Origin of the sequence: Candidatus Neomicrothrix sp. (genome assembly GCF_035329545.1) — a bacterium.
GTDB lineage: Bacteria > Actinomycetota > Acidimicrobiia > Acidimicrobiales > Microtrichaceae > Microthrix > Microthrix subdominans.
Genome location: NZ_DAOLGP010000034.1, coordinates 26,165 through 44,994, shown reverse-complemented (window position 1 = coordinate 44,994; position 18,830 = coordinate 26,165). Strand labels below are relative to the sequence as shown.

At 70.3% G+C, this 18,830-nt stretch carries 15 protein-coding genes and 1 pseudogene; 6 read left to right on the top strand and 10 right to left on the bottom strand.

Annotated elements, in window-relative coordinates; genetic code table 11:
* From PKD89_RS15880 to cofH, 3 genes and pseudogenes are all read left to right on the top strand, one after another.
* Positions 1-2,193, top strand: a pseudogene (locus PKD89_RS15880) (hypothetical protein); the annotation flags it as partial.
* Between the two features lie 52 nt (positions 2,194-2,245).
* Entirely contained in the window at positions 2,246-3,262 is a 1,017-nt protein-coding gene (locus PKD89_RS15875; RefSeq protein ID WP_287377973.1) for a glycosyltransferase family 2 protein, read from the top strand.
* 38 nt (positions 3,263-3,300) lie between these two features.
* The gene (gene cofH, locus PKD89_RS15870; RefSeq protein WP_289010365.1) at positions 3,301-5,712 is read left to right on the top strand and encodes a 5-amino-6-(D-ribitylamino)uracil--L-tyrosine 4-hydroxyphenyl transferase CofH; all 2,412 of its coding nucleotides are present in this window, start codon (positions 3,301-3,303) and stop codon (positions 5,710-5,712) included.
* A gap of 71 nt (positions 5,713-5,783) precedes the next feature.
* Here cofH and PKD89_RS15865 read toward each other — a convergent pair whose 3' ends face one another.
* Together PKD89_RS15865 and PKD89_RS15860 are read right to left on the bottom strand one after the other, a co-directional pair.
* Complete coding sequence (locus tag PKD89_RS15865; protein ID WP_349257366.1) at positions 5,784-6,923, bottom strand: L-lactate dehydrogenase; 1,140 nt, start codon at positions 6,921-6,923, stop codon at positions 5,784-5,786.
* A gap of 51 nt (positions 6,924-6,974) precedes the next feature.
* Positions 6,975-7,889, bottom strand: coding sequence for an alpha/beta fold hydrolase (locus tag PKD89_RS15860; RefSeq protein ID WP_289010366.1), 915 nt, complete (start codon positions 7,887-7,889; stop codon positions 6,975-6,977).
* A gap of 73 nt (positions 7,890-7,962) precedes the next feature.
* Here PKD89_RS15860 and PKD89_RS15855 point away from each other — a divergent pair, with 73 nt between their 5' ends.
* The 3 genes from PKD89_RS15855 (at position 7,963) to PKD89_RS15845 (ending at position 12,187) form a co-directional block, all read left to right on the top strand.
* A complete protein-coding gene (locus PKD89_RS15855; RefSeq protein WP_289010367.1) occupies positions 7,963-9,279 on the top strand; it encodes a CDP-glycerol glycerophosphotransferase family protein in 1,317 nt (438 codons plus the stop codon).
* Positions 9,276-10,199, top strand: coding sequence for a glycosyltransferase family 2 protein (locus tag PKD89_RS15850; RefSeq protein ID WP_289010368.1), 924 nt, complete (start codon positions 9,276-9,278; stop codon positions 10,197-10,199). Before PKD89_RS15855 ends, PKD89_RS15850 begins: the two co-directional genes overlap by 4 nt.
* 89 nt (positions 10,200-10,288) lie before the next feature.
* Positions 10,289-12,187 (top strand): potassium transporter Kup, encoded by a 1,899-nt coding sequence (locus PKD89_RS15845; protein WP_287377956.1) that lies wholly within the window; start codon positions 10,289-10,291, stop codon positions 12,185-12,187.
* A 4-nt stretch (positions 12,188-12,191) separates the two neighbouring features.
* Here the strand turns inward: PKD89_RS15845 and PKD89_RS15840 are convergent, their stop codons facing one another.
* From PKD89_RS15840 to PKD89_RS15805, 8 genes are all read right to left on the bottom strand, one after another.
* A complete protein-coding gene (locus PKD89_RS15840; protein ID WP_287377953.1) occupies positions 12,192-12,389 on the bottom strand; it encodes a hypothetical protein in 198 nt (65 codons plus the stop codon).
* On the bottom strand, positions 12,386-13,144 hold the full coding sequence (locus PKD89_RS15835) for a hypothetical protein (RefSeq protein WP_289010369.1): 759 nt from the start codon (positions 13,142-13,144) through the stop codon (positions 12,386-12,388). Before PKD89_RS15835 ends, PKD89_RS15840 begins: the two co-directional genes overlap by 4 nt.
* Positions 13,145-13,164: 20 nt before the next feature.
* Complete coding sequence (locus tag PKD89_RS15830) at positions 13,165-13,347, bottom strand: hypothetical protein (protein WP_287377948.1); 183 nt, start codon at positions 13,345-13,347, stop codon at positions 13,165-13,167.
* A 131-nt stretch (positions 13,348-13,478) separates the two neighbouring features.
* Positions 13,479-14,681 (bottom strand): ribonuclease D, encoded by a 1,203-nt coding sequence (locus tag PKD89_RS15825; RefSeq protein WP_287377946.1) that lies wholly within the window; start codon positions 14,679-14,681, stop codon positions 13,479-13,481.
* The gene (locus tag PKD89_RS15820) at positions 14,674-15,000 is read right to left on the bottom strand and encodes a rhodanese-like domain-containing protein (protein WP_287377943.1); all 327 of its coding nucleotides are present in this window, start codon (positions 14,998-15,000) and stop codon (positions 14,674-14,676) included. The genes PKD89_RS15825 and PKD89_RS15820 overlap by 8 nt, the downstream gene beginning before the upstream one ends.
* Positions 15,001-15,062: 62 nt before the next feature.
* Positions 15,063-16,370: a pyridoxal phosphate-dependent decarboxylase family protein gene (locus tag PKD89_RS15815; RefSeq protein ID WP_287377941.1), complete on the bottom strand. Its 1,308-nt coding sequence runs from the start codon at positions 16,368-16,370 to the stop codon at positions 15,063-15,065.
* Positions 16,367-16,813 carry a DUF3151 family protein gene (locus PKD89_RS15810; protein WP_324332532.1) on the bottom strand — a complete coding sequence of 149 codons (447 nt, stop codon included), beginning with the start codon at positions 16,811-16,813 and terminating at the stop codon, positions 16,367-16,369. Before PKD89_RS15810 ends, PKD89_RS15815 begins: the two co-directional genes overlap by 4 nt.
* A 51-nt stretch (positions 16,814-16,864) precedes the next feature.
* Positions 16,865-18,811, bottom strand: coding sequence for a cation:proton antiporter (locus tag PKD89_RS15805; RefSeq protein ID WP_289010371.1), 1,947 nt, complete (start codon positions 18,809-18,811; stop codon positions 16,865-16,867).
* Positions 18,812-18,830: the final 19 nt, after the last annotated feature.

Sequence of the window (18,830 nt, the reverse complement as noted above, 5' to 3'; positions counted from 1 at the left end):
GTGCACACCGTGCACACCGTGCACACCGTGCACACCGTGCACACCGTGCACACCGAGACCACCGGGACCAACGCGACCGGCCCGCGCGTCGAGGCGATCCCGGGCGGCCTCGTCCGCCTCGGCGCTCGGATCGACCGGTGGCGCACTCCGACCGACCCGACCACCGGTGTGGAGCCTGCCCGTTCGTCCTCGCCGGGCTGGTTGCGCCTGATCGGCCCGGGGATCGGGGTCGTCGTCGGACTGATCCTCGTCCGAGGGGTGCTGGGCGGCGGTCTGCCCGAGGGCGACGATGCGCCCTACCACGTGGCCAAGAACCTGTTCGCGTTCAGCGAGATCTTCGGGCGCGGTCACCTCGATGGGTGGGCCCCCACCTTTTCGATGGGTTCGGAACAGTTCTTGCTCTACGGCCCCGGCTCGGCGCTGGTCGCGTCGGCGCTGCGGCTGTTCACGTTCGGCACCGTCGATCACCCAACCCTGGTGGCGTGGGTGGGCGCCCTGGGCTATGTCGCCACCGCTCCGGCGGCCTACTTTTTCGCCCGGGGCCTCCGGCTGGGGCGGGTCGGCGCGTCGGTCGTCGGCGTCGCCTCCCTGTGCGTTTCGGTCCCCTTCGGCACCGGGTTGGCGGGCACGTTCGATCTGGGCCTCATCCCCCATCAGCTGGCCGTCCCACTCGTCCTCGTCACCCTTGGCGCCCTCGTGCAGGTCGTCGAGTCTCCCGACCGCCGTTGGGTCACCTTGGCGGCGGTTGCGGCGATGGGGGTGACGGTCACCCACCTGACCTCGGCGCTGGTCACCCTGGCCGCCTTCGCCGTGATGATGCTGTGCCACTGGGCGACGCCCGTCCGCGACCGGGTCCGGAGACCGCCGAGCGACGGGCTCTTCGCCGCCTACCGGTTGGCCCTGGCCGGCGTTCTGGCCGCCGGCTTCGGCGCCTGGTGGCTGCTGCCCCTGGCGGAGAACCCCGGCCCCCGTCCGTCGACCGCCACGTGGAGAACCCCGCCCTTCGGTGAGGAGGTGCAGCGGTTGCTGCGCACCCGGTTGTGGGCGTCCCAGGTGGTGGTCGCGCTCACCCTGGCGGCGCTGGCAGCCTGTGCGATCTGGCTGATCGTCGGATCCGAGGCGCTCTCACGGCTGGGGCGCTGGCGGGTTGCGGTCGTCGCCGCCGGGCCGGCGCTGCTGGTCCTGCTGTACGCGATGTATCACGTGCTGCCCGGCGACACCGGATTGCTGATGGTCAACCGGGGCACCGGGTATGCGGCGCTGCTGTGGATCCTCCCCATCGGGGTGGTTGCCGACCGTTTGGTCGCCCGCAGAAGCGACCGGGTCGCCATGGCGTTGCCGGCGGCGTTGGGCCTGATCGTCGTCGTCATGCCCGCTCTCGTGCCCGCGTCCGGGTATGCCCATCGGGCGGTGCCGCCCCGACCCGAGCTGCAGGCGGCCGGGCGGGTGCTGGCCGACTCGGTTCCGCCCGAGGGACGCTTCGCCTGGGTGCACGAGCGAGGCTTCGACACCAGCTTCGGCCCGGTCCACCCCGAGCTGTGGCTGGCGATGGACTCCGAGTCGGCCACGTTGAACGGGTTCGGCGGCGAGACGATCAGTCCGGTCGACACGTTCCTCCAGTATCGGTTGGCCTCGATCGACCCGCGCCAGGCCGAGCCGCTGTTAATTCGTGACGGCGTGACGCACTTGGTCGGCCGCACAAGCACCCTGGCCGCCTACGCCGAGCAGCCGGGGTGGCGCCCCGTTCTGGTCGACGGCGAGTTGACCGTGCTCGAACACATCGACGACGTCACGCTGGCCGCACCGTTGAACGACCAGCGCACCGAGCTGCTCGCCTGGAGTCCCGAACGGGTGCGGTGGCGCACCGAGGGCGCCGAGGAGTTGGTGACCGGCCTGCCCGCCTTCCCCAAGTGGCACCTGAGCATCGACGGCACAGCGATCACAGCCAATGAGCGCGGCGGGTTCCTCACCGCTCGGCTGCCCGACGCCGGCGGCCACATCGTCGAAGCGACGTTTCGGCGGTCCTGGGCGGACCGGCTGGGCGTTGCGATCACCCTGGTCTTCCTGCTCGCACGCTTCGGGCTCCCCGTCGTCCGACGGCGTCGCGGGACGGGACCGGCCTCGGCCGTGAGCGAAGCGGACGGCCTGGCTGCGGACAAGGATCGAGCGGAGAAGGGCGGCGATGATGGCTGAGACACCCGGATGTACCGCACACGCGCCGCCGGCCCGCCGTCCCGTGTTGTCGGTGGTCGCACCGGTGTTTGACGAGGCCGCAGCGATTGGCGAATTTCATCGGCGGCTGATCGCCGCCCTGGACCACCTGGACGACATCTCACCCGACCGCTGCGAGGTCGTCTACGTCGACGACGGTTCGACCGACGGCTCGGACGCCGAGCTGGCGGCGCTCGTCGACGCCGACCCGCGGGTCGGCGTCGTCACCCTGTCGCGCAACTTCGGCCATCAGGTGGCGATCACCGCCGGGCTGGATCGCTCCGGCGGCGACGCGGTGGTCATCATCGACTCCGATCTCCAGGACCCACCCGAGCTGATCGCCGAGCTGGTCACCCAGTGGCGCCTCGGCGCCCAGGTCGTGCACGCCGTCCGCAACGAACGCCGGGGCGAGAGCCGCTTCAAGGTCGCCACCGCCAAGTGGTTTTACCGGGGCATCCGGCGCCTGACCGACCTCGACATCCAGCTCGACGCCGGGGATTACCGCCTGTTGGACCGCCAGGTGGTCGAGGTGCTCACCTCGATGCGCGAGCGGCACCGCTTCGTGCGGGGCATGGTCGCCTGGGCCGGTTTTCGACAGGTCGGTGTGGCGTACGACCGTTCGGCCCGGTACGCGGGGACGACCAAGTACTCGATGGGTCGCATGGTGCGCCTGGCGATCAACGCGGTCACGTCGTTCTCCTTCGTTCCCCTCCAGCTGGCCACCCTGGTCGGCTTCCTGGTCGCCACCGCCGCGCTGGTCGCCGTTCCGATCGTGATCGTCGCCCGAGCGTTGGGTTCGCCTTTTCTGTCCGGACAGACCACCGTGCTGCTGGTCGTCCTCGGCCTCGGGGGGTTGCAGATGATGTTTCTCGGGGTAATCGGCGAATACGTCGGGCGCATCGTCGAGGAGGTGAAGGCGCGTCCCCTCTACGTCGTGGTGCCCCAGGAGCACGACGACGCGGGCCCGGTCGGGGACGAACCTCCGGATGCAGCGCCGGCGCTGGACAAACCGGCGGGAGACAATCGGGCGAGGCACGAGGAGCCGTCGTGACCTCGGGGATCGGGGGTGGGCGGGATATGGTCGCCGGCATGGCACTCCCCCCTTCGGCGCTCGAAGCCCAGGCGCTGCTCGACCTGCCGCTGTCCGAGCTGACCGAGCGGGCCGTCGCCCGGCGAGACCGTGCGTTTGGCAACCGGGTGACGTTCTCCCCCAAGGTGTTCATCCCGTTGACGATGTTGTGCGCGGATCGCTGTGGGTATTGCACCTTCGCCCAACCGCCGGCCCGGCTCGACCACCCCTACCTCGATCTGGACACCGTGCTCGCCATCGCCGCCGCCGGGGCCGAGGCCGGGTGTCACGAGGCCCTGTTCACGCTGGGCGAACGCCCCGAGCTGCGCTACCCGGCGGCGCGACGCTGGCTGGACGACCATGGCTACGAGTCGACCGTGCACTACGTCGTCGAGGCCGCCCAGGCCGTGCTGAACGAGACGGGCCTGCTGCCCCACGCCAACGCCGGGGCGCTGTTTCCCGAGGAGCTCCAGGCCCTGCGCCGGGTGTCGCCCTCGCAGGGCATGATGATCGAGAGCCTGCGCGACGACCTCGATGCCCATCGGGGCTCGCCCGACAAGGTGCCGGCCCGGCGTCTGGCCACCCTGGACTGGGCTGGCGAGCTGGCGATCCCTTTCACCACCGGCATCCTCGTCGGTATCGGCGAAACCCGCGCCGACCGGGTTAACGCACTCGTTGCCATCGCCGAATCGCATCACCGTCACCGCCACGTGCAGGAGGTGATCGTCCAGAACTTCCTGCCCAAGGACGGCACCGCCATGTGGCGCTCGGAGCCGTGCCCCGACGACGCCTACCTGGAGGCGATCGCGCTCGCCCGGTTGATCCTGCCCGACGACGTGGCCATCCAGGCGCCTCCCAACCTGTCCGACGACTTCGGCCACCTGCTGGCGGCGGGCGTCTCCGACTGGGGCGGCGTCTCGCCGATCACCGCCGATCACGTCAACCCGGAGCGACCCTGGCCCGATCGTGATCGGCTGTTCGAGGTGACCGAGGCCGCCGGGTTTACCCTGGCGCCCCGCCTGACCGTGCACCCCGCCTGGGCCACCCGGCCCGAGCGTTGGTTGGACCCGGCGCTGCGCTTCGCCGTGCTCGACCGCTCCGATGCCGAGGGCCTGGCCCGCGACGATCCGGGCTCGGTCTTTCCCGAGCGGATCAAGGAGCGGGCGGCCGCCCAGGTGGCCGACGGCGCCGAGGTGGAACTGATCGGCATCGACTCCACCCAGTGGTACTCGGGCGTCCCCATCGAGCCCCCGGTGCTCGTCCCGGAGCGGCTCGACCCGCCCTCGGCCGGCACGCCCAACCGAGGCGGCGCGGTCGCCGAGACGCTGGCGGCGTTCGAGGCCGGCGAGGCGCTGGACGAGGACCGGATCGTCACCCTGTTTGGCGCCCGAGGGCCCGAGGTGGCGGCGGTCGCCGACGCCGCCGACCGGCTGCGCGCCGCGGTGGCCGGCCCCGAGGTGACCTACGTGGTCAACCGCAACATCAACTACACCAACGTGTGCACGTTCAAGTGCAAGTTCTGTGGCTTCTCCAAGGGCCCACTGTCGCTCAACCTGAGGGGCACCCCCTACCTGCTCACCCTCGACGACATCGCCGAGCGGGCCGCAGAGGGCTGGAACCTCGGGGCCACCGAGGTGACGCTCCAGGGCGGCATCCACCCCAAGTTCGACGGCGACTACTACCTGGACGTGGCGCGGGCGGTCAAGGAGGCCGTGCCCGACATGCACGTCCACGGGTTCACCGCGCTCGAGGTGACCGAGGGGGCCAAGCGCCTCGACGAGGACCTCGAGAGCTACCTGCGACGCCTGGCCGAGGCCGGCCTGGCCTCGCTGCCCGGCACCGCCGCCGAGATTCTCGACGACGAGGTTCGGGCGGTGCTCTGCCCCGACAAGATCGACACCGAGGAGTGGCTGGAGGCCCACCGGGTAGCCCACCGCGTCGGGCTGCGGTCCAATGTCACGATCATGTTCGGGTCGGTCGAGCACCCCCGGCACTGGGCCCGCCACCTCATCCGCACCCGTGAGCTTCAGGCCGAGACCGGGGGCTTTACCGAGTTCGTGCCCCTGCCCTTCGTGCACATGGCCAGCCCGATCTACCTGCAGCGGCAATCCCGCCGGGGACCCACCTGGCGCGAGGTCGTGTTGATGCACGCGGTCGGTCGGCTCGCCTATCGGGGTCTCATCGACAACATCCAGGCCTCCTGGGTGAAGCTGGGCCTCGGCGGGGCGCGCCAGTTGCTTCAGGCCGGGGTGAACGACCTGGGCGGCACGCTGATGGACGAGAACATCTCGCGGGCCGCCGGCGCCGAGCACGGGACGATGGCCACCGAGGCCGACTTCGCAGCCATCGCCGGCTCGCTCGACCGCAGCGTTCGGCAGCGTTCGACGCTCTACGGCACGGTCGACCCCCGGCGCGCCCCAGCCGGCGTGTAATCACCAGGTCGACGCTCGGCACCGAGCAATTCGGACCCACCCGCATCCTCGTCGGGCCGCCCGAGGTCGCCCTACAACAGGTGGTCCGCCCCCAGCTTGGCCACGTCGTCGGTTCCGGTGAGGCCCATCGCCACCGCCAGCTCATCGCGCAGGATCTCGAGCAGGTGGGTCACGCCGGCCTCGCCGTCGACGGCGACCGCCCACGCCCACGGGCGGCCGACCAGGCAGGCCCTGGCGCCCAGCGACATCATCTTCAGCACGTCGAGGCCGCTGCGGACCCCGCCGTCGACCAGGACCTCCACCCGATCGCCGACCGCCTCGGCCACCGCCGGCAATGCGGCCGCCGTCGAGGGCACGGCGTCGAGCTGGCGACCGCCGTGGTTGGACACGACCACCGCCTCCACCCCGGCGTCGGCGGCCGCCCGGGCGTCCTCGGGATCGAGGATGCCCTTGAGCACGATCGGCCCGTCCCAGTGGGCGCGCACCCAGGCCAGGTCGTCCCAGGTGACCGACGGATCGAACTGGGCGTCCACCCAGGTCCGAAAGTCGTCGGGCGAGGTGGCGCCCGGCACCGCGTCGGTGAGGTTGCCAAACGTGTGCGGTCGGCCGCCGAGGCCGACGTCGCGCACCCAGCGCAGGTGACGCACCCGGTCGATGCCCCGCACCGCCTTGCCCAGGGCCGAGATATCGCCACCCAGGCCGTTGCGGGTATCGCGGTAACGGGCGCCGACCACCGCCAGGTCGGCGGTGAGCACCAGCACCCGACACCCGACCGCCTGGGCCCGTGCCATCAGCGCCTCGGCGTACGAGCGGTCGCGCATGACGTAGAGCTGGAACCACGGGGGCCGTTCGGTCGCCTGGGCCACCTCCTCGACCGAACAGATCGAGACGGTCGACTCGACAAAGCTCACCCCGGCTCGTTCGGCCGCCCTGGCCGCCTGCACCTCGGCGCGGGCGGCGAACATGCCGGCCAGCCCAACCGGCGCCAGGATCACCGGCAACTCGAGGCGCTCGCCCAGCACGGTCGTGCCCATCGACCGGTTCGAGACGTCGCGCATCACCCGCTGTCGCAGCGAGATCGCCTCCAGATCGGCGGTGTTGGCCGCCAGGGTCGCCTCCTCGTAGGCGCCACCGTCGATGTAGTCGAACATCTGGCGGGGCAGCCGACGTCGGGCCGCCTCCCGATAGTCGCGCACCGAGGCCACCGCCAGCCCCAGCGAGCGATCCCGGCCGAACGCGTTGAGCATCATCATCACAGTCTCTCAGAGGCCGGCGGCCGCCGTGATCAGCTCGGCCCAGCGCACCAGGGGGAACGCATGGCCGGCGCCGGGCAACGTTTCGACAGTGACGTCGGCGGAGACGAGGCCCTCGGCGAGCCAGGCGCCCATCGCCGGGGGGCAGACGGCGTCGGCCTCGCCGAGCACCAGGTGGCAGGGTGCCACCACCGCTGCAAGGTCGGGGGTCGTCAGCTGGGCGGCCAGGTCGCGTTCCAGGCCCACCGTTCCCGAGCGGACCGAGGCGAGCACCGATTCACCCAACCGCTGCGCCGCGCCCGGCACCGCCTCCACCTCGGTGCGGTGCGGTGCTTCGTCGCCCAACGCGATGGTGATCGCCAGGTCGAGGTCGACATCGGGGGGGACGAGCAAGGGCGCAATGTCGGCGACGTCAGCCTCGTCGAAGCCGAAACGATCCGGGGCGGCCACCGGCCAGGACTCGGCCGGAGCGAGCGGAGCGGCCAACACCAACCGGGACACGAGCGCCGAATGGCGAGCGGCCAGCGTCAGCCCGAACAGCGCCCCCGCCGACCAGGCCATCACCCCGACCTGTTCCACGCCGAGGTGCCCGCACAGCTCAGCGAGGTCATCGGCGACCGACGCCAGAGTGGCCCCCGGGTCGACGTCGCTGTCCCCGAAACCCGGGCGGTCGATGAGCACCTGGCACACGCCGGGCACCGCAGGGTCGGGGGGCGTCGCCAGTCGGCTGTCGGGCGTGCCGTGCACGACGAGCACCACCGGGGCCGCCGGGTCACTGGAAACGGCGCCTTCACCGGAGTCGTTTTCGTTCCGGGCCGTGGGCCCGACCAGCTCGTAGGCGAGCCTCCGACCGTCGGCCAGGTCGAGGCGCTGCACCCCGTCGGCATCGGTGCTGGGCGCGATCGTCGCTCGGCGTTCGGGCATCGGACCACGCTACCGGGGCAACTACGCTGGCCCGAATGAGGATCGCGTGCGCGGCCCGGGGCCGAGGGTCGACATGAGCGTGCGCAACGCACTTGCCCCGGCCGGGCGGGTCCTCACCGGGTTGGTCCAGCGGGTCGTGCGCTCGCTCGTCGCCCTCATGCCGCGCGACCCGAACCGCTGGGTGTTCGGCAGCCGGGGCGACGCCTACGTCGACAACCCCCGGTATCTGTTCGAGTACCTGGTCGACCGGGGCGTGGCACCCCAGTCAGAGGGCCCCGACACGCCGGTGCGGGCCACCTGGATCTCCGGGTCGCCGGCGACGGTCGACCGGATCGTGGCCGACGGCCGGCCCGCCCGGTTGAGGCGCAGCCTGCGCGGATCCTGGGAGGTTCTGCGGGCCGGGGTGGCCGTGTACGCCTTCGACGTCTCCGACATCAACCTGGCGCTCACCGGCGGTGCGGTCGGCGTCAACCTGTACCACGGGGTGCCGCTCAAGCAGATCGAGGACTTGGTCACGGTGGGCTCGGCGTCGCGCGTCTACCACCCACGGACGCCCATCGACCGGCTTCGAGCCGCCACGGTGTACCTGGCACGAACCGTGCCCAACGACGTGGTGCTCGCCACCTCGGAGGAGGTGGCCGACACGATGAGGCGGGCCTTCGGCGCCCGGGCCCGCAGCGTCGTCATCGGCCGCCCACCCCGGCTCGGGCCGGCGACCGTTGCTGCGCAGCGCCGGCGAACCGCCGCGGGGGACGGGCCCGCCGTGCTGTTGTACGCCCCGACCTGGCGTGAGGGGGGCTTCCAGCTCAACGAGGCACTGCCCCACCTCGAACAGCTGGAGGCCGCTCTGGCTGCGAGCGACACCCAACTGCTGATCAAGGGCCACCTCTACGACCGGCTGGCGCTGCCCCGGCGCAGCGCCAGCATCTCGCTGGTGGCCAACGATGAGGAGCTGGGGGCCATCCTCGGCGACGTGGACGGCGTGATCACCGACTATTCCTCGGTGATGTTCGACGCCGCCCTGATCGGTCTTCCGGTCATCTTTTACCCCTTCGACCTCGACCGCTATCGCCGCTTGTCCAGCGGGACGTTCATGTTTGACTACGACGACCTGGTCAGCGAACGCGTCGCCCGGAGCTTCGACCAGCTGACCGAGATCGTCGCCACCGGAGCCTGGCGAACGATGGTGTTTCCGGCATCGATTCGCAACCGGGTGTGGGGGCCGGAAACGGCCGTCCACAACGGCCCAACCGATGACGCCCCCGCCGCTGACCCGGCAAACCGCGAGTTGGTGCGCCAGATCACCGAGCTTGCCAGCGCCCGCCACGGCAGACACCGACGCGGCGGACGGCCGGGCGGGGACCCGGCTTCGGCCTCGGGGCGACGATGACCGACGACGCCGCGCACCCTGCGACCGGGCCTGCTCCGCTGATCAGCGTGTTGTTGCCGGTGCACAACGGTGGCGCCTTCCTCGCCGAGGCGCTCGACAGCGTGCTGAGCCAGACCCTGGGCGACCTGGAGGTGATCGCCGTCGAAAACGGGTCGACCGACGGCTCGCTGAGCGTGTTGCGCGACCGGGCCACCCACGACGACCGCCTTCGGGTCATCGATGCGGGACCGGTCGGGCTGGTCGCCGCCCTCAACCTGGCCATCGGGACCGCCCGCGGCCGGTACCTGGCCCGCATGGACGCCGACGACATCGCCGATCCCCGGCGCTTCGATCACCAGGTCCACTATCTGAGGACCCACCGGGACATCGCCGTGATCGGCACCGCCCACGACTACATCGACTCCTCAGGGGTCACCGTCGGGTCGCGCCGCTTCGCCACCGGCCCCGATCTGGTGGCGGCGTCATTCTACTTCGGCAACCCGATCGCCCACCCCACCGTGATGATCGATCGGCGCCGCACCGGGGAGCTCACCTATCCGTCGGAGTGGCCCGATGCCGAGGACCTGGCCCTGTGGCTGGCGATCAGCCGATCGGGGGCCAAGGTGGACAACCTGGGCGAGCTGCTGATGCACTACCGGGTCCACCAGGACAGCGTGACCGCCCAGCCCGACGCCGCCGTCGGCAGCAGCGACATCGACGCCGTCGTCGCTGCATCCCGGTGGCCCCCCCGGCCATGCCGGTGGGCCGTCACGCGCACCTTCAACGTCAAGGGCCGACGCATCTCGATCGGTTCGTTTCTGCTCGGTGTGATCGCGCTCAACGCGCTCAACCTCGTGCACCGCGAGGTGAAGGTGTGGGCGCTGCTCAGCCGATCGACCTTGGCGATCGCCGCTGGGCTGCCCCGACCGAGTCGCCGCTGATGCTCCGAGTGCGCCGTCGCGTCGGGGGCTGGGGTTAGTATTTCGCTCTCGGCACCCGCCTGTTGGTGCCCGCTGCTTCGAAGTTGTCCGTGACCAAAACCGCTGCACAACAACCACACCTGGCACAAGGGGCGGTGACGCTCGGCGCGCTCGGCGTCGTCTTCGGCGACATCGGCACCAGCCCGCTGTACGCCCTCCGGGAAACCTTCGAAGGTGCCGGGCACACGCCGCCCCCGATCACCGAGGCCAACATCCTCGGCGTCCTCTCGCTCGTGTTGTGGGCCGTGCTGCTGATCGTGTCGTTGAAGTACCTGACGTTCGTCCTGAAGGCGGACAACCATGGCGAAGGGGGCATCCTCGCTCTCACAGCGCTGCTCCGACCGAAGGGGTCTGCGGTCAACGTGGGCCAACGGGCAGCACTGCTGATCGTGATCGGGCTGTTCGGCGCAGCGCTGTTGTACGGGGACGGCATCATCACCCCCGCTATCTCGGTGCTGTCGGCCGTCGAGGGCACCAGCGTGGTCACCGAGTCGATGGCGCCGCTGGTCGTCCCGCTGGCGATCATCATCCTCGTCGGGCTCTTCAGCGTCCAGCGCCGGGGCACCGCTGCGGTCGGGCGGATCTTCGGCCCGGTGATGCTGCTGTGGTTCATCGTGATCGGCGCGCTCGGCCTGTCCCACATCGTCGAGGAGCTGAGCGTGCTCAAGGCGATCAACCCCTGGTACGGGCTCAACTTCCTCATCAACAACGGAACCCGGGGCTTCATCGCCCTCGGGTCGGTGTTCCTCGTCGTCACCGGTGCCGAGGCGCTCTATGCCGACATGGGTCACTTCGGCGCCTCGCCGATCCGCAAAGCCTGGTACCGCATCGTGCTGCCCGGGCTGGTCCTCTGTTACTTCGGGCAGGGCGCCATGCTGCTGGTCCACCCCGACCGCATCGACAACCCCTTCTACCGGATGGCTCCCCGCTGGGCCCTGTGGCCCCTGGTCATCCTGGCCACGATGGCGACGGTCATCGCCAGCCAGGCATTGATCTCCGGCGCCTTCAGCCTCACCCGCCAGGCGGTGCAGCTGGGCTACCTGCCGCGAGTCCGCATCACCCACACCTCGGACGAGGCAGAAGGCCAGATCTACATCGGCGTCGTCAACTGGGCGTTGCTGGTCGCCTGCGTCGCCCTGGTGCTCATCTTCCGCAGCTCCGCCAACCTGGCCGCCGCCTACGGCATCGCGGTGACGTCGACGATGTTCATCACGACGATCCTCTTCTACCGGGTGGCGCGCGACCGCTTCGGCTGGTCCAAGTGGCCAACGGTGGCGCTCACCGCCCTCTTCTTGACGATCGACCTGGCATTCCTCGGGGCCAACATCCCGAAGATCCCCAAGGGCGGCTGGATCCCGATCACGATCGGCGCCGTGCTGCTGTTGGTCCTCACCACCTGGCACACCGGGCGGGCGCTCACCGCCGCACGGCTGGCCGATCAGGCGCTGCCGATCACCGACTTCGCCGCCAAGCTTGGCGAGAAGGCGCCGCAGCGGGGCCCGGGCGTCGGGCTGTATCTGGGCTCCAACCCCGACGTCGTGCCCCAGTCGTTGTCGTCACACCTCCGCCACGCACGGGTGCTCCCCGAGCACGTCTGTGTCCTGGCGGTCGAGGTACACAGTCGGCCCCACGTGCCCGAGGAGGAGCGGCTCACCGCTGATCGGCTGGCCAACGGTCTCTGGCAGCTGAAGATCAACCTGGGCTTCACCGACGATGTCGACGTGCCCGCCGAGCTGGCCCGAGGGGGCACCGAGCTCACCGGACTCGACTTCACCAACGCCAGCTACGTGCTCGGCCGGGAGACGCTGCGGGTGACCGATCGGCCCGGCATGGCCCAGTGGCGTGAGCACCTGTTCGTCGTCATGCTGCGCAACGCCACGACCGCCGATGCCTTCTTCAAGCTGCCGCCGGAGCAGACGATCGAGCTCGGCGTGCAGGTGGAGATCTGAGGGGCTAGAAGTCGTCGGGTTCCCGCAGCAGACCGGCTGCCTTCTCGACCGCCCGACGAGCCCGCGTCAGGCGCCGTTCGTCGATCGGCAGCTCGCTACCGCCCGCATCGATCGAGTCGCGCAGCCGGGCGATCGCCAGGTCGGCCAGCTCCTCGGAGATCGCTTCCAGGCGGCCGCGAAGTTCGTCGAACTCGCCGCTCACGCCGACGCCTCGGCTCCAGGACGCACCGCCGGGTGCGACAGCATCACGGGCGTCGCGGCATCGGCGTTCGGCGTGCGGCGGCGATCGAGATAGTCGGCGAGGGTGCGGTAGCGCTGCGGACCGACCAGCTCGGCGATCTCATCGGCCAACGACTCGTAGACGGCGCTGGGGCCGCTGAACGCGGCCGGCTCCTCGGTGCACCACCACCCGAACTCCTCGCCGCCCTCGCCCCAATCGCGCCGCCGCCAGTCGCGCAGCGTGTGCAGGGCGTCGCCACTCTCGTCGGTGTGGTGCTCGAGGCGCAACGGCAACTGCCAGCACACCTCCGGTTTCCAGTCGAGGGGCCGCTCCCCCGCCGCCACGGCGGCGGCGTGCAGCGCACAGCCCGCCGGCACGGAGGGATCACCGGGGCGGTTCAGGAAGATGCAGGCGCCGTCGACGACGCGGGTCGTCCAGCCGTCCTCACCGCGGAGGAAGGGCGAGCGCCGCCGGTCGGCCGGTCGAAGCTGCCACTGGGTCGGTCCCAGCCGTTCGACCGCTTCGCTCACCCGTCGGCGGTCGCCGTCGTCGGCGAAGTGGGCACCGTGAGTGCAGCAGCCAATGGCCGCGGCCACGTCGGGTTCGGGCTCGATGCCGGGGCAGCCCTCGCCCCAGATGCAGTGCCACGCGCTGGCGAGAAACGTGATGTCGAACAGCCACGTTCCCTCGTCGTCAGCGAGCGAAAACCACTCCCGTGCGGTGCCGGCGGCAACCATGCCCGCTCCTGAACCGGCCCTCAGCTGTACTCTTCTTCGAGCGCTTCCTCGGCCATGCACCAACTGGCGTGGCTGTCCTCCGGTTCGGCTCCGCATTCGTCGCAGGGCCCTTTGGGCACCGAGAAGACGGCTTCGATATCGATATCAGAGCTTCGTTTGAGGGCACGTGCCTCTTCGAAACGACGATGACGACCCTTTTTCACGGGTCACGCTCCACGGGGTAGTAGTGCGGCGGTCACAGCGGAGCCGCACGTCGCGGCGCCGCTACGGGTTCGATTCCAAGATTCGTCAGCTTAGTCCCTGAGAATCGATTCGACGATTCGCCCGGGCGCGGTCAGCCGGCGCGTTCGGCTCGGGGCTCCAACACCAGACCCGAGCCGGGCTGAAAGGCCAGGGCGGCCCGGCCGGACACCAGGTCGCGTATGGGGTCGCCGACCAGCTCGGCACGCCAGCCGGTGCCGAGCGGGCCGTCCGGCCCCGGCGCCAACAGCATCTCGACATCACCGCGGGTGGCGATCGTCGACGGGTCGAGGTCGAGATCACGGGCGACCTGCTTCACCCAGGTGGTCACCAGGTTGATCGCCGAGCGCAGCTCCTGAGGCACGTCGGGCGACTTCACCGCCGTGGCGTCGACCGGCGCCCGGCCCTGGGACTCGGCGATGACCGCCAGCGCCTCCTCCGCCCGACCGCCGCGCAGGTTGCGACCGTCGACGCCTCGCACGGCGCGCGCCTTCTTCACCTCGGTCGGCCGGGTCTGGGCCAGACCGACCAGGCCGAGGTCCGAGAGCAGGTTGCGGGTGGGCACGTCGTCGGACGAGGCCGCCTCCTCACGCCACTTGGCCAGCGCCTGGGCGGTCGCCAGGGCCTGACCCCTCAGGTGGCGCACCTCTTTGATGCGCGTCCACGCCACGTCGGGGTCACGGGTGGTCCAGGCGTCACATCGCTCTGCTTCGATGGCGTCGGCGGCCCAGGCCACACGGCCCCGGCGCTGGAGTTCCTCGCTCAGCCGGTCCGCGATACTCAGTAGATCGCGCACGTCGGCGGCCGCATAGCTCAGCTGGGTGGGCTGAAGTGGGCGCCGCATCCAGTCGGTGAGGCGGTCGCCCTTGGGCACCTTCTTGCCGGTCAGGCGTTCGGACAGCGTGCCGAGCGACGGGTTGGAGAAGCCGACGAAGTTCGACGCCGTCTGGGTGTCGAAGAGCACGTTGGGTACCTGCCCGCACACGCGGTAGAGGATCTCCAGGTCCTGGCGGGCGGCATGCATCACCGCACAGATGTCGCTGTTGAGCACCTCGACCATCGGCGCCAGGTCGACCTCGAGGGGGTCGATCAGCGCCAGCCGTCCGGGCCATGCCACCTGCACGAGCGCCACCCGGGGGTGATAGGTGCCCTCGCGATGAAACTCGGTGTCGAGCGCGTAACGCTCGACGCCCATCCACTCGTCGAGCAACTCACCAAAGGCGTCCTGGGTGGTGATCAGTTCCCAATCCGGAGGATCGAGATGATCGCTACCGCTCCGGGCGGTCCGTCTATGCACTCTGGGACCCGGTGTCCACGCGGTACCCGGCGCCGATCCAGGCATCGGTGCCGCCGGCGACGTTGCGGGGCAGGTACCCCTGACCGATGAGGAACTCGGCGGCCCGCTGGCTGCGGTTGCCGCTGCGACAGATCAGGTCGATCGGCTCACCGGTCGGGATCGCACCCAGGCGCTCGGGCAACTCGACCAGTGGCATCAGCTGGGCGCCCGGAACGCGGGCCTCTTCGTACTCGTCGCGTTCCCGCACGTCGATCAGTGGCACCCCCTGCTCGAGGTCGGTGATCAGGTGTTCAATCGAAATCTGGGGAACGTCGCTCATCACAGGCCTTCTTCGTCGTCGGCTCCGGGGCGGTCGAACCGCTCGCCGGGGGGCAGTGGGACTCAGACTACCGAGCCGTACACCGCCTCGGCACCTGCGCCGGTGCGCCCGGCGGCCACCGAAGCGGCCAGGTCGGCGGCAAACTCGTCGATCACCCGGTCGTGGCCGGGCGACAACATCACGTGCAGCCCACCCTGTTGACGGTCAAGGGCCCAGTCGCGGGCGTCCATCTCGTCGGAGACCCCTTCGAGGTCGACGCCACTGCCCTCCGGGGTGGAGATCTCGAAGACCGACATGTCCGGGTCCCCGGTCACCTGAAGACCGTCGACCGCGTCGACCGCCGCCCGAAACCCGTCGGTGGCCGCTGCCACCCGCCTCGCCTGACGCTCGTAGCCGTCACGTCCCAGGTGGGCGATCGTGGCCCACGCCCCGGCGATCGGCCCGCCCGGGCGTGTGCCGGCCGTGGTGCGCGAGGCGTACAGGCCGCCCGGCCAGTCGTCGAACATGAACGTCTGACGGTCGACATACTCCGGCGACGAGTACAGGATCACCGAGGCGCCCTTGTAGGCGTAGCCGTACTTGTGGATGTCGGCGGACAGCGACGTGACGCCCGGCACCGTCAGGTCGAACGGGGGGACCTTCCGGCCGATCGAGGCCCAGAACGGCAGCAACCAGCCGCCCAGGCAGGCGTCGACGTGGCACAGGATGCCGGCCTGGGCTGCGATGCCGGCGATCTCGGGGATCGGGTCGATCACGCCGTAGGGGTAACAGGGCGACGAACCGACCAACATGATCGTGCGCTCGTCGAGCGCCGCCGCGAACGCCGCCGGGTCGGCGCGCAGGTCGGCGCGCAGCGGGATGGAGATGCGCTCGACATCGAGGTACGAACACGCCTTGGCAAACGCCGGGTGGGCGGTTTCGGGCGTCAGGATCGTGGGGGCCAGGTTGCCCCGGGCCCGAGCCTCGTCGCGCGCGACCTGCACGGCCAGAAAAATGCTCTCCGTGCCGCCGGAGCTGATCGATCCCGCCCCCTCCGGAGCGCCGAACAGGTTGCTCGCCCAGGCGACGATGTCGCCCTCCATGTGCAACAGGGTGCGATAGCGAAACGGGTTGAGGGCGTTCTCGTGCAGGAACATTTCGGCGACGTCGTGCTGCAGCCGTTCCAGTTCCGGATCGTCGGCGTTGTACACCAGGCTGAACGCCTTGCCACCCCGCCAGTCGAGGTCGTCGGCGCGCTCGGTGCGCATCGTGTCGAGCAGCTGGTCAACCGCCGTGCCCACCGCGGGGAATGTCCCCACGTCGGTGTTGGTCGCGTCCGGATCCGTCTCGTCGGTAGCGGCATGGTCCGTGTCGGTATGAGCCTCGGTCATGTGAGCGCTTCCCCCTCGGTGGTCGTGTTTCGATCCCAGGCCGGGTCGAGCTGAGCGATGAACGTGTCGAGGCGGTCCACCTCGTCGCGTTCGTCGATCGCCTCGGCGGCGACCGATAGTCCGACCAGACAGCGCAGAAACCCCCGGTTGGACGGGTGGTCCCAGCGGACGTAGCCCGAACCGCGCCAGCCGGATTGGCGGAGCAGGTCGAGGCCGCGGTGGTAGCCCACCCGGTAGGCGGCGTAGCGCTCGAGGTCGTCGCGCCCGACGTCGCCAAGCGCTGCCCAGGCCAGCGACCACGTCGGGAAGCGGCCGACCGCCGAGGCCACGTCATCGCGCGTCGTCGCGGCGGCCAGGGCGCTGAGCAGCGATTCTGGCGGCGTGGGCATCACGGTCTCGGGTGGACCACCGGTCGAGAGTCCGACAGGGCGTTCGTTGGCCATGACCGGGACCCTACCGTGACCACGCTGGTTGCGGGCCCGGAGGCGACGGCCCTAACGGGGTGCGATCACCAGCAGCGACCGGTCGACCAGGGCACGCGCCAGGCGCGGCACCTCGCCACCGAGGCCCGGCTCGACCCGCGGCTGGGTGACCACCACCATGTCGCCGGGCGTCGTCAGGTCGCGCAGTGCCGCCGCCAAGCGGCGGCGTTCCACCTTGAGCGTTCCCTGGTCGTTCTCGAGACCCAGGCGCTCGTGCGTCACCTGCTCGCGTGGCACCAGGATGTGAAGTTCGGCCCGGTGGGCCTTCGCCAGACGGCGGGCGATCAACACGGCCAGGTCCATGCCCGGTCCGCCGGCGGGCGTCAGGTCGTGGTCGGAGACGGCGAGCACAACGCGCTTGCAGTTCTCCGCCGGGCCCAGCCGGGCGACGATCACCGGTACCGGGCTGGCGGCCAGCAGGGCATCGACGCGTTGTCCGAATGCCGATCCGTTGCGGTTGGCGAAGCCCTTCCAGCCGACGAGCAGCGACGTGGCCGCCTGCTCGACCGAGGCGTGCAGCATGCCGGTCGACGGGGTGAGGTCGAGGCGGACCACCGAGGTGGCTTCGGCCCCCTCCCCCAACACCAACCGTTCGGCCTCGGCCAGCTCGTTGCGCCTAGCGGTCACCTCGGCCTGGGTGGCCTCGAGGTCGAGCACCGACACCGGCACGACCGTGCCGGTGTCCGGCGCAGCCAGCATGCCGGCCAGCCGCAGCAGGGCTCCGGAGCGTTCGGGGTCGCCGATCGGCACCAGCACCTTCTCGGCCGGGGCCCGGCGCCGCTCTTCCGGCGGGGGCAACTGCGTGCCGAAGCGGGTTGCGAGCAGCGACGACACCAGGCTGGTCACCAGGATGACGAGCACGACGGTGTTGACGGTGATCTCCGAGATCAGGCCGACGCTCAACCCGACGAAGGCAGCGGCCAGCGTGGCGGCGGCGCGCGCCGTCGACAGGGAGGCCATCACCCCGATCTCCGTGCCGCTGTATCCAAATATCTTTCCAGCGATGAAGGCGGCGATCACCTTGGTGCCGACCGCCACCAACGAGAAGACGCCGGCCCGCACGAGGATGCTGGGATCGCTCACCACCACGCCGAGGTTGACGAGCATGCCGACCGAGATCAGGAAGACCGGGATAAAGAACGCCGAGCCGAAGAACTCGATGCGATTGCTCAGCTCGGACCCTTCGGAGACCAGCCGATTGAGCGACAAACCGGCCAGGAACGCCCCGATGATCGGCTCGAGTCCGGCCAGTTCGGCAAGTCCGGCCGAGAGAAACATCGCTGCCATGATGAACAGGAAACGAACCGAACGGTCCTGGCCGACGCTGGCAAAGAACTGTCGGCCCAGCCACGGAAGTCCGGCGACGATGAACGCCACGACCGCGCCGGCGGTGGGGATCAGCTTCAAGACAAACCCGGGGCTCAGCCGGCCTTCGTGCGATTCGATCAGGATCTCGAGCGTCATCAGTGCGGCCGTGTCGGTGACGATGGTGGCCCCGACGGTGATGGCCACCGAGCGGGCCTTGGTCAGCCCGAGCCGCTGAACCACCGGGTAGGCCAGCAGGGTGTGGGGCGCCCAGCTGAGCGCCAGCAGGATGGCGGCGGTCGTCGTAAACCCGAGGGCCAGGTTGACGGGGATGGCGACGCCGAAGGGGATGGCAAACGTCAGCGCACCGAACGTGAGCGCCTGGGTGCGCCGCTCCCGAAACTCCTCCAGGTCAAGCTCCAGGCCGGCCTGAAACATCAGATACAGCAGACCGGCGTTGCCCAACACCTCGACGGTGCCCTCCCGCTCGAGCAGGCCGAGCGCCGACGGCCCGATCACGATGCCGGCGACGATCAACCCGATGATCGACGGCATCCGGACCGCACGGGCGGCCAGCGGAGCGACGAGCACCAACACAAACAGGAGCGCGAGAACGAGCGCCGGTTCGACGAGGGGGGTAGAGATGGCCTGCATGGAAGCCTGCGAGGCTAGC